The organism is Pseudomonas sp. BN607 (assembly GCF_029871175.1).
Lineage (GTDB): Bacteria > Pseudomonadota > Gammaproteobacteria > Pseudomonadales > Pseudomonadaceae > Aquipseudomonas.
In genome coordinates, this window is record NZ_SSOE01000065.1 from 1 (window position 1) to 15,822 (window position 15,822).

A 15,822-nucleotide genomic window follows, 5' to 3' on the forward strand; every position below is an offset into this window, starting at 1 on the left:
GTCCGTGCAGAAACCTGGCATGGCACACAGTTGCAAAGTGAAGCGCGTTACCGCTACGACTGCTTGGGTCGGCGAATTGGCAAAGAGGTCACCCGCAACGGTCAGACCGAGCGCATTACGTTCCTGTGGCAAGGGTTGCGCCTGTTGCAAGAGCAGCAAGCGCAATTGCGCAGCCTGTATATCTACGAGCCGGACAGCTACGCCCCGCTGGCGCGCATCGACAGCGATCCCGAGCAGCCGGAACGACCCGGCAAGTGGTTGCCGTTGGTGCCCTGGATGGAGAGGGTGAGAGAACGCTGGCTTGCCTGCCTGAACATTTAATGCCGTTAAGGTCAGGTAGCGTTGAGGTGGTAAGCGCCGACGGCGCGGAGTACCGTCGGCAGGTTCACGCGTGGTTACACCGAGACCGGGGTACGCCAGTCGTCGGAGCCGGACGTGCCGGAGACCTCGTGGGTCCAAGTAATCTTGCGGTAGGTAAAGTAGACGTCTTCCAGATGGGTGAAGTGCGCCATGTTGGGGTCTTGGCAATTAGCCATGTTGGACTGCACGTCGACGATGATCGCGTCTTCGAGCTTGATGGTGTAGTAGTGCTCTTGAGTGCCGGAGGCCGAGGTGCGGAACCACTTCAGGGTGCACTCCTTCAGGCGCTCACCACTCGTCAGGGCAGTGAAGATCAGTGGTGAGGACTTATCGAACACCTTCGTGATCTTCAGTGGTTTGTGCACGCGCTGGCCGGTCGGCTGTCCGGACTGCGGGTCACGCGGAATGATCACCTGGTGGTCGAAGGCCTGCACCAGGATCTCGTCCTCATGGCCTTCCTGGAAGATGTTGCCGACCGAGTCCTGGGTGAAGGTGCCGGCGGTCATGAGGCCTTGTTTGGTGCCTTGCAGGGTCAGATACGCGGGTGTTGGCATTGCAGCTCTCCTTGCGGAATAGGTATGGATTGGCCGGGTATTTCTGGTCCGGTCACGCCAGTTCTAATCAAGTTGCATGCCATACATTAAGAAACCCAATAAAATCACGGGTTTGTTGATGTCGGACATTTTTCAGTGCGTCGGTATGATGGGATTCAGGGCGAATGTGCGCAGCTTTCTGCGCGGCAATGTGCAAGAAGTTGCGCACCGTGTCCCGGCGCCTGTCAAAAGGGTGCCTGATAGGTATCATCTTCTATTTCTTGTAAATGGTTGCGCAACTTTTTGCGCAGTTCGCTATCTGTGGATTTCCTGCTTTTAGCTCTTTGAGTGTGAGTGGGTGTTTTCTATGGTGCATATAAATAATGCGCACTCTAAGAGGTGCCAATATCTTGTAGGAAAATTCGTTGCAGCGTGTAGGACTCGCCCTTCGAGTGTGTAGGAAAGATTCTGCTACTTGACCTGAGTCGCGCGTCGAATCAATCGGTTCTATGCCTCTAGGGTGCAGGTTTCAAGGGTGATTCTGCTTGTTTTTAACGTGCTCGGACCTGTTCGAAAATACGTTGGGTGGCAAGATGTATAAATAGAGTGAGCGGTTTAAGGGCGCTTGCGTCTTGCTGGGTCACCATTTATGCTCCAATTAACTGCCCCTCTGGCGTAGCGTTCCAAGTATGCGAATCTTCATTAGCTTGTTTAATGAAGGGTTGCTCGTGGCACGCCAAAAAACCGTTAAAAGGCCGCGGATGGCGTATTCAAATAAGTTGTGCACTCGTTATCTAGAACTCGTGAAATCGCCTGTTTCTGGTGCTGCATTCGCTGGTGAGGACGTGCGCTTTTCCAACGAATTCGAGGCGCTGGAAGAAGAACTCAACAAGGACTCGGCAATGCATGATGTCGGGCGCACCGACTGGGCCAAAGTGATCGACGGCTGCGAGGTTCTGCTGCGCGACCAGACTCGTGATCTGCGCGTTTGCGTGTGGCTTATTTGGGCGCTGCATCAGCGCGAATCTTTCGTCGGACTGGTGGCCGGCTTGGGCATGTTGCGGTACCTATGCCGGCAGCACTGGGCCGAGCTGCACCCGCTGAAAGTGCGTACCCGCGCTGGCGCCTTTGTTTGGCTGATGTCGCGTCTGGAGCAGACGCTGACCGATGACGTACCGGTTAAAGAACAGCTGTTGCTGTTCCGTGCCATAGTTGAACACCTTGAGGCACTCGACGAAACGCTTGCCGCCCAGCTGGGCGATGACGCGCCGCTGATCCTGCCAATGTGCCGGCGCTTGGCCAAGATGGTCGAGCGCGGTGGCGAAGGCCAGCCTGGGCCCGGCAGCGTCGGTGCGATGTTGGCTCAGGTCAAGCACGCCGCCACCCAGTTAGTCACGCCGGGCGCAACCATCGACAATGAAAAGGATGCCCACAAGGCCTTGCGCGCCCTGCAGGACGGTGGGCGGCCGCTAGGTGCCTGGTGGCTGAAGCAGAAAGCAAGCGACCTGCGGGCGTTGCGGCTGAATCGCACTCTGGCCTGGTTGCCAATCGAAGGCTTACCTGGCCGCAACGCTGAGCAGGTCACCGCGTTGCGCGGCTTGCCCACCGACAAGCTTAACGACTATCGCCAGCGCTTCGAGGCCGGCAAGTACGCTGACCTGTTGGTGGACGTCGAGGCCAGCTTAGCGCTTTCGCCGTTCTGGTTCGATGGCCAGTGTTTGGCCTGGGAATGCTTGCACGCCTTGGGCAGCGAGGCGGCTATGCGCGAGGTGGAGATAACCTTCGCGCTGTTCCTGCAACGCCTGCCAGGCATCACCGACCTGCGTTTTCACGATGGTCAGCCGTTCGCCAGCGCCGCCACCTTGAGCTGGATAAGCGCCACAGTGTTGCCGCACCTGGCAGCCCCAGTCGCCGCGCGCCTGGTTGGGCCCGATGAGCAGGAGCGTCTGCCAGCCTGGGAGCTGGCGCTGGAGACTGCCCAATCTGTATTGCACGAGGACGGTCTGAAGGCTGCGGTTCAGCAGCTCAAACAGGGCATGCAGTCCGCTCAGGGCGGGCGGGAGCGGTTTTTTTGGCAATTTAGCCTGGCTCGGCTTTGCCACCATGCCAAGAAGTACGAACTGGCCCGTACCCAACTCGAATCCCTCGATCGCCAGCTGCATGGAGCAGGACTGGATCCCTGGGAGCCGGCGCTCGTGCTGCAGGTTCTGCAGTTGTTGCACAACTGCTGTGAACTGCTGCCGCAGAACCATGAGGTGCGCGAGCGCAAGGACGAGGTTTATCGCAGGTTGTGCCACCTTGATCTTGAGGTGGTGCTCGATTAGGCCCTCGGGCCGTAACCGCAAATGGAGAAGACCGATGGCCAAAGAAGGCTCGGTAGCACCCAAGGAACGCATCAACGTCACGTTCAAACCAGCCTTGGGTGATGCCCAGGAAGAAATCGAGTTGCCGCTCAAGCTGCTGGTGCTGGGTGATTTCACCCAGCGTGCCGACGATCGCAAGATCGAGGACCGTAAGCCAGTCAGTATTGATAAGAACAACTTCGACGATGTGCTGGCCAAGCAGAGCCTGAGCCTAACCCTCAGTGTGCCGAATCGCCTGCAGGACGACGTGGCCGAAGGCGAAGAGCTGGCGGTGGAAATCAAGGTCTGCTCCATGCAGGACTTCAACCCAGCCAACCTGGTCGAGCAGGTCCCGGAGTTGCAAAAGTTGATGGAGCTACGCGAGGCACTTGTGGCGCTCAAGGGGCCGCTGGGCAACGCCCCGGCCTTCCGCAAGGCTATCGAAGGCGTTTTGGCTGATGACGAAGCGCGCAACCGTGTGCTGGGCGAGCTCGGCATGGATGCCTCCCCCAAGCAGCACGCTTGAGCCCGGACTGTATAAGGACACTGACCCATGAGCACCGAAGTACAACAAGTAACCGAAAGCCTCGCCGAGTTCGGCATCCTCGATCAGATCATCGCCGAAACCAGTCTCACCCCGGAAGACGATGCCTACGGCATCGCCAAGCGTGGCGTCTCGGCCTTCATCGAAGAGCTGCTCAAGCCGCAGAACCAGGGCGAGCCGGTCAAAAAGGCAGTCGTCGACCGGATGATTGCCGAGATCGATGCCAAGCTCAGCCGACAGATGGACGAGATCCTGCACAGTCCCGAGTTCCAGTCACTGGAAGCTTCCTGGCGTGGTCTGAAGATGCTGGTGGACCGCACTGATTTTCGCGAAAACATCAAGCTCGAGCTGCTCAACGCCTCCAAGCAGGATTTGCTGGACGATTTCGAAGACTCTCCGGAAGTTATGCAGGGCGGCCTCTACAAACATGTGTACACCGCAGAGTACGGTCAGTTTGGCGGTCAGCCGGTGGGCGCGATCATCGCCAACTACTTCATGTCGCCCAGCGCACCTGACGTAAAACTGATGCAGTACGTTTCAAGCGTATCGTGCATGTCCCACGCGCCGTTTATCGCTGCCGCCGGCCCGAAGTTCTTTGGCCTGGAGGCTTTCACCGGTCTGCCAAACCTGAAGGATCTCAAGGATCACTTCGAGGGCCCGCACTTCGCCAAGTGGCAGAGCTTTCGTCAGTCCGAAGACTCGCGCTACATGGTTCTGACCGTGCCGCGCTTTCTGCTACGTAACCCCTACGATCCTGAAGAAAACCCGGTTAAGACCTATGCGTATCGGGAGATGGTTGCCAACAGCCACGAGCACTACCTATGGGGCAACACCGCCTTTGCGTTTGCTACCCGCCTGACCGACAGCTTCGCCAAGTTTCGCTGGTGCCCGAACATCATTGGGCCGCAGAGCGGTGGCGCGGTCGAGGACTTGCCGCTGCATCAGTTCCAGAGCATGGGCGAGATTGAGACCAAGATCCCGACCGAAGTGCTGATATCGGACCGCCGCGAGTACGAGTTGGCCGAGGAAGGTTTCATTTCCCTGACCATGCGCAAGGGCAGCGACAACGCCGCGTTTTTCTCTGCCAACTCGGTGCAGAAGCCCAAGTTCTTCGGCAACAGTGAAGAAGCCAAGAGCGCTGAGCTGAACTACAAACTCGGTACACAGCTGCCGTACATGATGATCATCAACCGCCTGGCACACTACCTGAAGGTGCTGCAGCGCGAGCAACTGGGGGCGTGGAAGGAACGCACCGACCTCGAGGATGAGTTGAACAAGTGGATCCGCCAGTACGTGGCTGACCAGGAGAACCCGAGCGCAGAAGTACGTGGCCGTCGCCCGCTGCGTGCTGCCGCCATTGCCGTCAGTGATGTCGAAGGCGAGCCGGGCTGGTACCGCGTGAGCCTGAACGTGCGCCCGCACTTCAAGTACATGGGGGCTGATTTCACCTTGTCTCTGGTCGGCAAGCTCGACAAGGCTTGATTGGAGTAGTGCATGAGCGGATACGGCAGTCTGTTCGAGCGCCTCGCTGGTGAGGCCGCCGGACGCAGCGAGTACGACCGCGAAGTCAGCGTGACCACCTCGGTGGCCAGCCACCTGAGCAAGATGCTTAGCACCCGCGCTGGCAGCGTGCAGATGCTGCCCGACTATGGGCTGCCGGACCTCAACGACATGCGTTTGAGCCTGCATGACGCCTTGGCCCAGGCCAGGGAGGCGATCCGACGCTTCATTGAAACCTACGAGCCGCGCTTGGGCAGCGTCCAAGTGGTCTCGCAGCCGCAGGGCGGCGATCCGCTCACTCTCACGTTCGCCATCGAAGGTTGGCTTGAAGTGGAGGGGATCCGCTGTGCGGTCTCCTTCACCGCCCACCTCGATGGCAGCGGCAAGGTCAAGGTTCGATAAGGAGTTTCGACATGGGCGAACCCGCTGCATGGGTCAGTGCCCCAACCATTTCGCAACAGAGGTAATTACCCAGTGTCGTTCAACCACTACTACCAGAGCGAACTCACCGCCCTGCGCCAGTTGGGACGGCGCTTCGCCGAACGTAGCCCGGCGCTGGCGCCGTACCTGGGCCAGAGCGGGCGCGACCCGGACGTCGAGCGCCTGCTCGAAGGTTTCGCCTTTCTCACCGGGCGCCTACGCCAGAAGCTCGATGACGAGCTGCCCGAATTGACCCACTCGCTGATGCACCTGCTGTGGCCCAACTACATGCGTCCGCTGCCGTCGTTCAGCATGCTGCAGTTCGAGCCGCTGCTACAAGCCGGCCCGGCGCAGACGGTCGCGCGCGAAACCCCGGTGGAAAGCGTCCCGGTCGATGGCGTGCGTTGTCGCTTTCGCACCTGCTACGCCACTGAGGTACAGGCCCTGGACCTGGCCGCCATCGATTACGCTGTCATGGGCGACGGCGCGGTGCTGACCCTGCGCACCGAGATGAGTTGCGATGGCTTTCTCGCCGAGCTGGAACTCAAGCGCCTGCGCCTGCATTTGGCCGGCGAACGCTATATCAGCCAGATGCTCTACTTGTGCCTGCTGCGCAACCTCGAAAGCATTGAGCTGGTGCCACTGGACCAGCACGGCAAGCCGTTCTCGCGCATCAGCGCCCCCGATCTGAGCTACACCCTGGGCGGCGACAAGGTTTCTGCGGTTGGCTTTGGTGAGGAGCACGCGCTGATTCCGTACCCGCTCAACACCTTCCGCGGCTATCGTTTTCTGCAGGAATATTTCTCCTTCCAGGACAAGTTCCTGTTCGTCGACCTCGAAGGCCTGGAGGCGCTGGCGGCCATTCCCGAGACGCTGCAGGAGCAAGTGCGCGGCGTGGCAATCCGCTTCAACATCCGCAAGAGCGGCATCCAGCGCCTGCGCCCGAGCCTTGAAAATATCAAGCTGCACTGCACCCCCATCGTCAATCTGTTCCGCCACGACGCGCTGCCGATTCGCTTGGACGGCAAGCAGGACGAACACCTATTGCTGCCGGCTGAGTATGACCTGCAAAGCTGCGGCGTGTTCGCTGTGGAAGGGGTGACCGGTTGGCTGCCGGGCGGCGTGGGCTACCGCAACTATGTGCCGTTCGAGTCGTTCGAGCACGACGCCAGCTTCGATGTGAAGGAATGCAGCCCGCACTACAGCGTGCGTCAGCGTAGCTCGCTGCTGCACGAAGGCCTGGACACCTATCTGAGCTTCGGCATCCGTCAGACCCAGTCCCACGAGACACTGTCGATCGAGCTCACCTGCACCAACCAAAACCTGCCGCTGCGCCTGCGTGAGGGCGATATCTGCCTGATAGCCGAAGGTACCCCGGAATCTCTGCGCTTTCGCAATATCACCGCCGCCACCCCTAGCTATGCGCCGCCCATCGGCCGGGACTTCCTCTGGCGGCTGATCAGCAACATGTCGCTGAACTACCTGTCGCTGGCAAACGTTGAGGCGCTCAAAGTGGCACTTGAGACCTACGACCTGCCGCGCTACTACGACCAGCATGCGGAAAAGGTCAGTAAGCGACTGCTCGGCGGCCTCAAGTCCGTGCGTCACGAGCATATCGACCGACTACACAAGGGCCTGCCGCTGCGCGGTCTGCGCACCGAGCTGACGATCGACCCGGAGGGCTACGTAGGGGAGGGCGACCTGTTTGTTTTCGCTTCGGTGCTCAACGAGTTCTTCGCACTCTACGCCAGCCTCAACTCGTTCCATGAGCTGAGAGTCAAAAGCACACAAGGAGAGGTGTACCAATGGGCACCACGCATGGGCCTACAGCCTCTGCTCTGAACGATCTGACGCGCCATATCCGCGAATATTCATTCTACCAAGCGGTGCTGTTGGTGGTCGATCGTCTGCGCGAAGACAGTCCGTGGCTCGACCAGGACGAGCTATACGAGCGCCTGGAGTTCGAAGCTAACCCGAGCTTGGGCTTCCCCGGCAGCGATGTTGATCGTGTGCAGTTTTTCCACGAGCGCGGTGAACTATGCGCGCGCTTGCGGCTGAACGTGGTTGGCCTTGTGGGCGCCAGCTCTCCATTACCCGCTTTCTACGCTGAGCAGGCGATCGGTGACAGCGACGAAGGCAATGCTACCCGCCAGTTCCTCGACCTGTTCCACCACCGGTTGCAGCGCCTCATGTTGCCGATCTGGCGTAAGCACCGCTATCACGTGCGCTTCGAGGCCGGCGCCACCGACCCGTTCTCGGCGCAACTGTTCGCCCTGATCGGCCTGGGCGGCGAAACCATTCGCCAGGCCAGTGAGCTGAACTGGCGGCGCCTGCTGCCATATTTGGGCCTGCTAAGCCTGCGCGCCCATTCGGCGGCGTTGATCGAGTCGGTGCTGCGTTACTACTTCAAGCACGAGGAGCTGCTTATCGAGCAGTGCGTTGAGCGCCGTGTGGTGATCCTCGACGAGGAACGTAATCACCTAGGTTTAGCAAACAGCCTATTGGGCAACAACGCGGTGCTGGGTGAGTGCTTGCGCGATCGCGGGGGCAAGTTTCGCATCCATGTGTATCAGCTCACATGGGAGCAATTTCACGGGTTCCTGCCGGTCGGGCCCGGCTATCAGCCCTTGTGCGCACTGGTGCGTTTCACCTTGCGCGATCCCCTGGACTACGACCTGCGCCTAGTCCTCAAACACGAGGAAATTCGCGAGTTGCGCATCGGCGAAAACAACGCCTGCCGCCTCGGCTGGACCAGCTGGCTCGGACGCGAACGCGCCGACGGGGTCGTCACCCTCGGCAGCCGGATTCATTGAGGACCAATAAAATGATCAACGTCGATTTGCAACAGCTCATCAAGGCGCTGGACGCCGAAACCCGCCGCGACCTGGAAGGCTGCGCGCAGCGTTGTGTCGGTCGGGGCGGCAGCAAGATCCTCGTCGAGGACCTGCTGCTGGCCCTGCTCGAGCGCCCCGAAGGCCTGCTGGCCAAGGCCCTGCAGGATGCCGAGGTGGACGCCCAGGTACTCGCCGCGGCGCTACAGCCGTTGCCCGAGCACAGCGCTTCGCGCAATCCCGTGTTCGCCCCAGAGTTGGTGCTATGGCTCCAAGACGGTCTGATGGCCGCCAGCCTGGAACTGGGGCAGAACCAGATCGACCAGGCCGCTCTGATCCTGGCCCTGCTGCGCAATCTGGTGCGCTATGCCGGCAGCCGCTACCAGCCGTTACTGGTATGCATCGATGCTGCTCGCTTGCGCGAATATGCGCTGGCCCAGCGCCCTGAGGTCGCCCCAGGCAAAACCGCCGCCGGTGGCGAGTCGCTGCTGGCCAAGTTCACCCACAACCTCACTCAGCAGGCCCGCGATGGCAAACTTGACCCGGTGCTGTGCCGTGACGGCGCGATCCGACAGATGGTGGATATCCTCGCTCGTCGGCGCAAGAATAACCCCATCGTGGTTGGCGAGGCCGGTGTGGGCAAGACCGCAATCGTCGAAGGCTTAGCCCTGCGCATCGCCGCTGGCGAAGTACCCGAGTCGCTCAGGGGCGTCGAGGTGGTGGCCTTGGACATGGGCTCGCTGCAGGCTGGCGCCAGCATCAAGGGTGAGTTCGAGCGTCGCCTGAAGGGCCTGATCGACGAGGTCAAGGCCTCACCCAAACCGATCATCGTGTTCATCGATGAAGCCCATACCTTGATCGGCGCGGGTGGCCAAACCGGCGGCGCCGATGCCGCCAATCTGCTCAAACCGGCCCTGGCCCGTGGCGAGCTGCGCACCATAGCGGCCACCACCTGGGTCGAGTACAAGAAGTACTTCGAGAAAGACCCAGCCTTGGCCCGGCGGTTCCAGCCAGTGCAGTTGCACGAGCCCACTGTCAGCGAGGCGGTGACTATTCTGCGCGGTCTGGCGCCGGTGTACGAGAAGAGCCACGGCATCTACCTGCGTGATGACGCGGTGGTCGCTGCTGTTGAGCTGTCGGCCCGCTACCTGTCCGGCCGGCAACTGCCGGACAAGGCTGTAGATGTGCTCGACACCGCCTGCGCCCGAGTGCGCATCAGCCTGGCCGCCGCCCCCGAACGCATCGAGTGCCTGCGCGCTGAACGGGCCGAGGGTGAGCGCCAGGTGCAGGCCCTGCGTCGCGATGCCGAAGCCGGCCTGCCGGTCGAACACGACGCCTTGCAAGCACTGGAAACCCGCCTGCAGCAGGCCAGCGACGAGCAACGTGCACTCCAAGCCCTGTGGCAGGAGCAGCGCAACCTGGCTGAACGCCTGCTCGACCTGCGCCAGCGCCTGGCCAACCCGCCGGGTGGCGACGAAAGCTCCGATGCCGTGCAGTGTCAAACCGAATTGCTGCAAGTGCATGGCGCGCTGACCGACGCTCAGCAGCGCGAACGCCTGGTCAGCTTTGAAGTGTGCCCGCGCCTTGTGTCTGAGGTCGTCAGCGCCTGGACCGGAGTGCCGCTGACCCAGCTGGCCCGCGAACACAATGCTAAGGTAATCAACTTCGCTGACGACCTGCGCCTGCGCATCCGTGGCCAGGAGCAGGCCGTCCTGGCCCTCGATCGCGCCATGCGCGCCACTGCTGCCGGCCTGAACAAGCCAGATGCGCCGGTGGGCGTGTTCCTGCTGGTCGGCCCCAGCGGGGTGGGCAAGACCGAAACCGCCCTGGCGCTGGCCGACCTGCTGTACGGCGGCGAGCGCTTCCTGACCACCATCAACATGTCCGAATTCCAGGAGAAACATACCGTTTCGCGCCTGATCGGCGCGCCGCCTGGCTATGTCGGTTACGGCGAGGGCGGCATGCTCACCGAGGCGGTGCGCCAGAAGCCGTATTCGGTGGTGCTACTGGACGAGGTGGAAAAAGCCGACCCTGACGTGCTTAACCTGTTCTATCAGATCTTTGACAAGGGCGTGGTCAACGATGGTGAAGGGCGCGAGATCGATTTTCGCAACACTCTGATCCTGATGACCTCGAACCTGGCCAGCGAGCGTATCAGCCAGCTCTGCGAAGACGGCCAGCGGCCCTCGGCTCAGGACCTTGAAGCGGCCATCCGCCCGGCCCTGAACAAGCACTTCAAGCCGGCCCTGCTGGCGCGCATGCGCGTGGTACCGTACTACCCGGTGGGCGGTGCAGTGCTCAACGAACTGGTGCAGATCAAGCTCGGCCGCCTGGGCGAGCGTCTGCAACGCCGCCAGTTGGGTTTCAGCCACTGCCAGGCATTGGTCGAGCACCTGGCCCAACGCTGCATTCAGAACGACAGTGGCGCGCGTCTGATCGACTACCTGATCGATTCGCACTTGCTGCCGAGCATCGCTGACCGCCTGCTGGATGCCATGGCTAGCGGTGAACGACTGACTCAGGTGCACGCAACCCTCGACGGCAACGGTGGGGTGGTTTGTGAGTTCGGTTGAGATGACCGGGCTGTTCGGCCAGATCCCTAGGCCGCTGGGCTACGCCGAGCGACTGCTGGCTGCGTTTGGCGTGCTGTCGCAAGCTGCGGAGCAGGGCGCGTTACTGGATGCCTTCGCAAGCCAGGCCTGCGCCCTGAGCGGCTGCGAGCTGGCACAGGTCTACCTGCTTGATGCTGGCCACAGTGCACTGCGCCTGGGCGTCGAGTGCCTGCGTGGCAAGCTGCGTACGGGCGATGGCGCGGTGCTGTCGGCCGACTACCGCGGCGATGAGCTGCTGCAGTTCAGCCTGTGCCAGAACCGCGTGCTGTGCCTGGACTCTCTCGGCGACGGGCTGTATTCGACCAACTTTCTTCCGGCCAGCGGCGACGCCTGGCGCAGTCTGCTGTGCGTGCCGCTGAACAATGCGGCGGGCGAGGTGGGCGGCTTGCTGATCAGCGCAAGCCCGAGGGCACTGGAACTGCAACATTTCGTCGCTTCGCTGGCACAGCTTGGTCGCTTCGTGCTCACTCAGGCTGCGCTGATGCTGCGTCTGCGCGGCAGCGCCGTGGTAGCAACTGCTACCCCCGACAGCAACGTGTGCCCCAGCGACTACGGCCTGATCGGCACCAGCGAGGCTATGCGCAAGACCTATCGGTTGATCAGCAAGGTGCTGCACAGCACCTACACCGTGCTGCTCAACGGCGAGACCGGCACCGGTAAGGAAGTGGTAGCCCGCGCCTTACACGAATGCGGCTTGCGCCGCAGCAAAAATTTCATCGTGCAAAATTGCGCGGCGTTCCCCGAGGACCTGCTGGAGAGCGAACTGTTCGGCTACTGCAAGGGCGCCTTCACCGGCGCCGATCGCACCCGGATGGGCCTGTTCGAGGCCGCCGACGGCGGTACCTTGCTGCTCGATGAGATCGGCGACATGCCCTTGGCGCTGCAGGCCAAGCTGCTGCGGGTGCTACAGGACGGCGAGATCCGCCCACTGGGGAGCAATCAGACGCGCAAGATCGACGTGCGCATCATCGCCGCTACCCATCGCGACCTACCTGCCATGGTTGCCCAAGGGCAGTTTCGCGAAGATCTCTACTACCGCCTGGCGCAGTTCCCTATCAGCCTGCCGCCTCTGCGCGAACGCGGCGATGACCTGTATTTACTGGCTGAGCACTTCGTCGCCAAGGCCTGTAACTGCATCGGCCGCGGCCCGCTGCGCTGGTCCGAGGCCGCGCTGGCGCATTTGGCAGGCCACGGCTTCCCCGGCAACGTGCGCGAGCTCAAGGGCATGATTGAGCGCGCGGCGCTGCTGTGCGACGGCGATGAACTGCGCGCAGAGCACTTCGGAGTATGTGACGAGGCGCCGGCAGAACCGAACAACCTGCACCTGCGTGAGTACATGGAGCGTGTCGAGCGCGCCTACATGTTGGGGTGCCTGCGCCGCAACAAAGGCAACCAGACCGTCGCCGCCCTGCAGTTGGGGCTGCCGCGTCGCACCCTGTTGTACCGACTCGACCGCCTGAACATCGACCCGAGCGAGTTCAAGGCGTGATCTTCGATTACTTGATATCGCATGGGGACTTTTTGATGCCTTCACGTCCATGGCTTCTCTCCGCCGGGCTGGTGCTGCTGCTCGGCCTTGCCGGTTGCCACGGCAACTACAAGTTTAACGATGACCAATACCGGCCCCTGGGTGAACCCCAGGTGGTAAACCGCGGCCGATGACCGCAAGGAGTGCACAAACACATGGAACTCGTGCTCGAGATTCAGAACACCCGGCAACTGATTCCCCTGCATGCCCGCACCTGCCTGTTCGGCGTCGCCGGCGGGATCATCGGTCGTGCCAGCGATTGTGAGTGGATCATCCCCGATGGTAAGAAGCACCTGTCAGGACACCACGCCAAGGTCAGCTGCGAGCGGGGCACCTTCTTCCTGACTGACCTCAGTCGCAACGGCGTGTTCACCGGCTCCGGCGCGCTGTTGCCCAAGGGCGAGCCATTTCGCATCGATCACGACAGCGTGTTCCGTCTGTGTGACTTCGAGATTCACGCACGCCTTGTGCGTGAGCCGGCGCGTTTCGACGGCGAGATCGGGCGAGCGGTGCCGGCCGGCAGCATCATCCCTGACGATGCCTTCCTCGCCCTCAACCCACTCAGCGCCTTCACGGCGTCGGCCGACAACGCCTTCGCCAGCGCTTGGCACGAGCCGGTGCAGCGCAGTGATTCTGCGCGCATCGACACTGAGAACCTGATCGTCCCGGAACTGGTGCCGGAGCCTGTGGACGAGCGGGGCTACCAGGCCCCGGCGTTCAAAGGGGAGGCAGTGTCGGAGCCGTTCTGGGCGCGCTTCGGCGAGGCCCTTGGGGTCGATGTGCATGCCCTTGATGGACCTGCCCGCGAGGCCCTGGCGGTGAAGGCTGCGAGCTTGCTCAAGCAGAGCATCGGTGGCCTGCAGCAGAGCCTGCGCACCCGCAACGACCTGAAGAACGAGCTGCGCCTGGGCCACACCACCGCACAGCAGAGCAGCAACAACCCGCTGCGCCAAGCCGGCGACAGTGCTCAGGCCCTGCGGCTGCTGCTGCAGCCCGGGCAGGGCTGTTCCGAGCAGGTACTGGCCAGGAGCTTGCGCGACTTGCAGGCGCATCAGGTGGCGCTGCTGGCCGGTAGTCGCGCGGTGGTGCGCAGCACCCTGGAGCACTTCACCCCTAGCCAACTGACCCTGCGTTTCGAGCGTGAGCGCGGCAAGCCGCTGCTGGCCACCGCGGGTAGCCGCTGGCGCGCCTTCCAGCGCTATCACCAGGCCTTGAGCCTGGACGACGATTTTGCCGAGCGGTTGCTGGCCCGTGATTTCGCCCAGGCCTATGAAGAGCAGGTTCGCCTGATCGCCACCCTGCACAGCGAGCATGAAGGATGAACCCCATGCCTCCCCTCAAGAACTTGATCAGTGCACTGGGCCTGCTGTTGCTGGCCGGCTGTTCGGCGCTGTCGCCGTATTCGACCCAAACCAAGCTGCAGCTGAGCTTGGTTAGCAACGAGCGCCTCAACCCCGACGTCAACGGCCGTGCCTCGCCGATTGTGCTGCGACTGTATGAGCTCAAGCACCCGGTGGCGTTCGAAAACGCCGATTTCTTCAGCCTGTACGAGCGTGGCAAGGAGGTGCTGGCCCAGGACCTGGTCAACAGTGAGGAGTTGGAACTGCGTCCAGGCCAGGTCATGGACCTCAAGCTCAGCGTCGCCGGTACGAGCCGCTTCGTCGGAGTGATGGCCGCCTACCGCGACATCACCGACACCCAGTGGCGCTACGTGATCACTGTGCTTCCCGAGAAGATCACCCGCATCCAGCTGGTGCTGGACCAGAACGGCATCCACGATGCCGCCGAGCCTATCGCCAAGGTGGATGACCGCACATGAACATCGACAAAGTCATCTGGCAGGAAGGCATGCTGCTGCGCCCGCAGCATTTTCAGCAAAACGATCGCTATTACGATAACCAGATGAAGTCGCGCACCCAGTTGCTGGGGCGTTACAACTGGGGCTTTCTCGGCCTGGAAATCGACCTGCAGTTCCTCGGTATGGGCAAGCTGGTGGTCAGCCAGGCCAGCGGAGTGCTGCCCGACGGCACCCTGTTCAACCTAGAGAGTAGCCGTGAACCGTTGGCTGTGGATGTGCCACCGAACATCACGAAGATCCCGGTGTACCTGGCCCTGCCGCTGGTCACCGGCGGCCATGTCGAGGCCCGCCGCCCCGACCAGCCCGATGTGCTGGCGCGTTACACCGCCTATGGCTTGGAAGTGAATGACTCCAACGCTGGCGAGGATGCCAGCAGCCAGGTCAGCTGCGCTCGCCCTGACTTTCGTCTGCTGCTGGGCGAGCAGCAGAGCGACCAGGCCTACGTCAAGCTCAAGGTGTGCGTGATCAACGACACCTCGCCCGACAGCGTGATCACCCTCGACAGCGACTTCGTGCCGAGCTTCGTCGACAGCCATTCTTCCCCATACCTGCTGTCGTGCCTGAAGGAAGTGATCAGCATCCTCGACAACCGCGGCGATATCCTCGCCGACCGTATCCACGCCAACGGCAAGGTCGGCGGCGCCGAGGTCGGCGATTTCCTCATGCTGCAGCTGATCAACCGCACCAGCCTGCTTTTGCGCCACTACATGGGCGTGGAGCAGGTGCACCCCGAAGAGCTGTACCGCACCCTGCTGACCCTGTTCGGCGACCTGTCGGCGTTTTCCAGCGACAGCAAGCGCCCGCGCAACGACAGCCGCTACGAGCACAGCGACCAGGGCGCGAGCTTCCGCAAGCTGATGGAATCGATCCGCCAGGTGCTGTCGATGGTGCTTGAGCAGCACGCCATCGAGATGGCCCTGCAGGAGCGCCAGTACGGCATCTTCGTGGCCCCGTTGCATGACCATCAGCTGCTCGGTCACGCCCAGTTCGTGCTGGCGGTCAAGGCCAACTGCGACACCGAGGAGCTGCGACACCGCCTGCCCAGCCACCTCAAGGTCGGCCCGGTAGAGCAAATCCGGCAGTTGGTCAATCTGCACCTGCCGGGCATCAAGGTACGGCCTATGCCGGTGGCGCCGAGGCAGATTCCATTCCACTCGGACAAAACCTACTTCGCTCTCGATTTCAGCACCGAAGACCTGGCTAGGCTCGAACGCTCTGGCGGTTTTGCCTTCCACGTTTCCGGTGAGTTCTGCGAGCTTGAATTGAAATTCTGGGCCATTAGGAACGCATGAGC

General features: G+C 61.8%; 13 protein-coding genes and 1 pseudogene. 13 read left to right on the forward strand and 1 reads right to left on the reverse strand.

Annotation, left to right across the window (positions count from 1 at the left end):
- Positions 1 to 321: pseudogene (locus E8E68_RS21740) on the forward strand (hypothetical protein); the annotation flags it as partial.
- Between the two features lie 74 nt (positions 322 to 395).
- Here the strand turns inward: E8E68_RS21740 and E8E68_RS21745 are convergent.
- On the reverse strand, positions 396 to 914 hold the full coding sequence (locus tag E8E68_RS21745; protein ID WP_110744683.1) for an Hcp family type VI secretion system effector: 519 nt from the start codon (positions 912 to 914) through the stop codon (positions 396 to 398).
- A gap of 740 nt (positions 915 to 1,654) precedes the next feature.
- Between E8E68_RS21745 and tssA the strand changes: the two genes are divergently transcribed.
- The 12 genes from tssA to tssK all read left to right on the forward strand — a co-directional run bounded on the left by tssA (position 1,655) and on the right by tssK (position 15,820).
- Positions 1,655 to 3,217, forward strand: a complete 1,563-nt coding sequence (gene tssA, locus E8E68_RS21750) for a type VI secretion system protein TssA (protein WP_266032238.1) — start codon at positions 1,655 to 1,657, stop codon at positions 3,215 to 3,217.
- Positions 3,218 to 3,251: 34 nt separating this feature from the next.
- The gene (tssB, locus tag E8E68_RS21755; protein ID WP_266032216.1) at positions 3,252 to 3,761 is read left to right on the forward strand and encodes a type VI secretion system contractile sheath small subunit; all 510 of its coding nucleotides are present in this window, start codon (positions 3,252 to 3,254) and stop codon (positions 3,759 to 3,761) included.
- A gap of 27 nt (positions 3,762 to 3,788) precedes the next feature.
- A complete protein-coding gene (gene tssC / locus E8E68_RS21760) occupies positions 3,789 to 5,261 on the forward strand; it encodes a type VI secretion system contractile sheath large subunit (RefSeq protein ID WP_280344630.1) in 1,473 nt (490 codons plus the stop codon).
- Between the two features lie 12 nt (positions 5,262 to 5,273).
- Positions 5,274 to 5,681 carry a type VI secretion system baseplate subunit TssE gene (gene tssE / locus E8E68_RS21765; RefSeq protein ID WP_280344632.1) on the forward strand — a complete coding sequence of 136 codons (408 nt, stop codon included), beginning with the start codon at positions 5,274 to 5,276 and terminating at the stop codon, positions 5,679 to 5,681.
- A 72-nt stretch (positions 5,682 to 5,753) separates the two neighbouring features.
- On the forward strand, positions 5,754 to 7,541 hold the full coding sequence (gene tssF / locus E8E68_RS21770) for a type VI secretion system baseplate subunit TssF (protein WP_280344635.1): 1,788 nt from the start codon (positions 5,754 to 5,756) through the stop codon (positions 7,539 to 7,541).
- Positions 7,505 to 8,512, forward strand: coding sequence for a type VI secretion system baseplate subunit TssG (tssG, locus tag E8E68_RS21775; RefSeq protein WP_280344637.1), 1,008 nt, complete (start codon positions 7,505 to 7,507; stop codon positions 8,510 to 8,512). The genes tssF and tssG overlap by 37 nt, the downstream gene beginning before the upstream one ends.
- Positions 8,513 to 8,523: 11 nt before the next feature.
- Positions 8,524 to 11,103, forward strand: a complete 2,580-nt coding sequence (gene tssH / locus E8E68_RS21780) for a type VI secretion system ATPase TssH (protein ID WP_266032220.1) — start codon at positions 8,524 to 8,526, stop codon at positions 11,101 to 11,103.
- 10 nt (positions 11,104 to 11,113) lie between these two features.
- The gene (locus E8E68_RS21785) at positions 11,114 to 12,631 is read left to right on the forward strand and encodes a sigma 54-interacting transcriptional regulator (RefSeq protein WP_266032239.1); all 1,518 of its coding nucleotides are present in this window, start codon (positions 11,114 to 11,116) and stop codon (positions 12,629 to 12,631) included.
- A gap of 35 nt (positions 12,632 to 12,666) precedes the next feature.
- Positions 12,667 to 12,804 carry a type VI secretion protein gene (locus tag E8E68_RS21790; protein WP_110744738.1) on the forward strand — a complete coding sequence of 46 codons (138 nt, stop codon included), beginning with the start codon at positions 12,667 to 12,669 and terminating at the stop codon, positions 12,802 to 12,804.
- A gap of 21 nt (positions 12,805 to 12,825) precedes the next feature.
- The gene (gene tagH / locus E8E68_RS21795; protein WP_266032221.1) at positions 12,826 to 13,992 is read left to right on the forward strand and encodes a type VI secretion system-associated FHA domain protein TagH; all 1,167 of its coding nucleotides are present in this window, start codon (positions 12,826 to 12,828) and stop codon (positions 13,990 to 13,992) included.
- A gap of 5 nt (positions 13,993 to 13,997) precedes the next feature.
- Complete coding sequence (tssJ, locus tag E8E68_RS21800; RefSeq protein ID WP_110744674.1) at positions 13,998 to 14,489, forward strand: type VI secretion system lipoprotein TssJ; 492 nt, start codon at positions 13,998 to 14,000, stop codon at positions 14,487 to 14,489.
- Complete coding sequence (gene tssK / locus E8E68_RS21805) at positions 14,486 to 15,820, forward strand: type VI secretion system baseplate subunit TssK (protein ID WP_110744673.1); 1,335 nt, start codon at positions 14,486 to 14,488, stop codon at positions 15,818 to 15,820. The genes tssJ and tssK overlap by 4 nt, the downstream gene beginning before the upstream one ends.
- The last annotated feature ends 2 nt before the right edge of the window (positions 15,821 to 15,822 follow it).